This window comes from Sulfitobacter sp. 1A10359, assembly GCF_043558145.1.
Classification (GTDB): Bacteria; Pseudomonadota; Alphaproteobacteria; order Rhodobacterales; family Rhodobacteraceae; genus Sulfitobacter; species Sulfitobacter faviae.
Window position 1 is genome coordinate 1 of sequence record NZ_JBIFGB010000017.1, and the last position, 2,847, is coordinate 2,847.

2 tRNA genes and 2 rRNA genes are annotated in these 2,847 nt (G+C 53.6%); all 4 read left to right on the forward strand.

Features of this window, described 5'->3' with window-relative positions:
• The first annotated feature begins 374 nt into the window (after positions 1–374).
• A 16S ribosomal RNA gene (locus tag ACGYK2_RS17230) occupies positions 375–1,836 on the forward strand.
• Positions 1,837–1,984: 148 nt separating this feature from the next.
• Positions 1,985–2,060, forward strand: a tRNA-Ala gene (locus tag ACGYK2_RS17235).
• A gap of 167 nt (positions 2,061–2,227) precedes the next feature.
• Positions 2,228–2,304: transfer RNA gene (locus ACGYK2_RS17240), tRNA-Ile, on the forward strand.
• Positions 2,305–2,710: 406 nt separating this feature from the next.
• Positions 2,711–2,847, forward strand: a 23S ribosomal RNA gene (locus ACGYK2_RS17245); the annotation flags it as partial.

Sequence of the window (2,847 nt, forward strand, 5' to 3'; positions counted from 1 at the left end):
GCTGGGGCGCCAGACGGGGCGGACGGCAGCGGAGACGCGGTGGTTCGGATCACGAGGCGGATAAGAATTCGAGGTAATCGAGGCGGGGCGCGCCGATAAGTTAGGGCGCATCTCAGTTTCTTTTGTCTCAACGCTGTTTGAAAATTTGATATCTGAAGAGATATGTGGGCGGTTTGGTTCATTCGATGGATCAACGTCTGTATATCGCGCTCTTAGGGTTCCGGCCCGATGATGGAGTGTCAGCTTCACTGTTTGGACGGCTTTCGCTACTTTGTAGCTGAAGCACAACAAACAGAGAATGGTCTGCATCTTTCAGTAATGGATGCAGGTCGATGTGCAGAGGTTCGACGTCAAGGATACGCGGTAAAGCGTTTCAACTTGAGAGTTTGATCCTGGCTCAGAACGAACGCTGGCGGCAGGCCTAACACATGCAAGTCGAGCGAGACCTTCGGGTCTAGCGGCGGACGGGTTAGTAACGCGTGGGAACGTGCCCTTCTCTGCGGAATAGCCACTGGAAACGGTGAGTAATACCGCATACGCCCTTCGGGGGAAAGATTTATCGGAGAAGGATCGGCCCGCGTTAGATTAGATAGTTGGTGGGGTAACGGCCTACCAAGTCTACGATCTATAGCTGGTTTTAGAGGATGATCAGCAACACTGGGACTGAGACACGGCCCAGACTCCTACGGGAGGCAGCAGTGGGGAATCTTAGACAATGGGCGCAAGCCTGATCTAGCCATGCCGCGTGTGTGATGAAGGTCTTAGGATCGTAAAGCACTTTCGCCAGGGATGATAATGACAGTACCTGGTAAAGAAACCCCGGCTAACTCCGTGCCAGCAGCCGCGGTAATACGGAGGGGGTTAGCGTTGTTCGGAATTACTGGGCGTAAAGCGCGCGTAGGCGGATTGGAAAGTTGGGGGTGAAATCCCGGGGCTCAACCCCGGAACTGCCTCCAAAACTATCAGTCTAGAGTTCGAGAGAGGTGAGTGGAATTCCAAGTGTAGAGGTGAAATTCGTAGATATTTGGAGGAACACCAGTGGCGAAGGCGGCTCACTGGCTCGATACTGACGCTGAGGTGCGAAAGTGTGGGGAGCAAACAGGATTAGATACCCTGGTAGTCCACACCGTAAACGATGAATGCCAGTCGTCGGGCAGTATACTGTTCGGTGACACACCTAACGGATTAAGCATTCCGCCTGGGGAGTACGGTCGCAAGATTAAAACTCAAAGGAATTGACGGGGGCCCGCACAAGCGGTGGAGCATGTGGTTTAATTCGAAGCAACGCGCAGAACCTTACCAACCCTTGACATCCTGTGCCACTCCGAGAGATCGGACGTTCCCTTCGGGGACGCAGTGACAGGTGCTGCATGGCTGTCGTCAGCTCGTGTCGTGAGATGTTCGGTTAAGTCCGGCAACGAGCGCAACCCACATCCTTAGTTGCCAGCAGTTCGGCTGGGCACTCTAAGGAAACTGCCCGTGATAAGCGGGAGGAAGGTGTGGATGACGTCAAGTCCTCATGGCCCTTACGGGTTGGGCTACACACGTGCTACAATGGCAGTGACAATGGGTTAATCCCCAAAAGCTGTCTCAGTTCGGATTGGGGTCTGCAACTCGACCCCATGAAGTCGGAATCGCTAGTAATCGTGGAACAGCATGCCACGGTGAATACGTTCCCGGGCCTTGTACACACCGCCCGTCACACCATGGGAGTTGGTTCTACCCGACGGCCGTGCGCTAACCTTTTGGGGGCAGCGGACCACGGTAGGATCAGCGACTGGGGTGAAGTCGTAACAAGGTAGCCGTAGGGGAACCTGCGGCTGGATCACCTCCTTTCTAAGGATGTTCCTAGCCAGATGAGCTTGCTCATCTCATGGACCACTTAGCAGGTCGGCAAACAAAGCCGGTCAATATATAGAACCGAGCCGTCCTCATATCTCTTCAGAAATAGGTCCTGCGCTGAACGCGTGGGTCTCAATAGTTTGGGGCCTTAGCTCAGCTGGGAGAGCGCCTGATTTGCATTCAGGAGGTCAGGAGTTCGATCCTCCTAGGCTCCACCAAGCCTTTTGCAAAGCAAAAGGCGTCGCCCTGGCAGTCGTTGCGCAGCAACGATGAGAAGGGCAGCGTAAAAGGCCCTTAACCTCAACCACTAAGGGCTGGTTCCTCTCGGGCCATTCCTTCGGAATGCCCTGCCGGAACGACGAGTTTTGCCTTCGGCAAAATCTCTGGGTCGGTAGCTCAGGTGGTTAGAGCGCACGCCTGATAAGCGTGAGGTCGGAGGTTCAAGTCCTCCTCGACCCACCACTCCTAACCAGAGTGACATTCGGACATATCATCAAGCACATATGCATGTGTTTGATCGTCTGTCCTTCAGACGAATTGACATCGTAAAGAGAGATACTAACAACATGTTTGATCGCACCGCGTTAGGTGATGATCTCAGTTGCTGCCCTTCGGGGCCGGTGTTTGACGGACTGTTTCCTCGGTCTTTCAGGCATATCGCGGCTGAAACGAATATGTTGTCCAAGTCAAGTACACTAACCAGAGTGGTGACGCTGCCTCCTGCACGGACGGCAGCTATCTGCATCGCTCATTGTCCAGACGACAGTCTGGGCGGGTAAAGTATGCTTTTGATGCAGAATAAGAGGGTCAGTTTCTTACCAGCTTCTGATCTTCGCGCGAGGCGCTAGGTCTTGCTTTTTCTGGATCAAATCAAGCGCGAAAAGGGCGTTTGGTGAATGCCTTGGCAGTAAGAGGCGATGAAAGACGTGATACTCTGCGATAAGCCATGGGGAGCTGAGAATAAGCTTTGATCCATGGATTTCTGAATGGGGCAACCCACCTGAT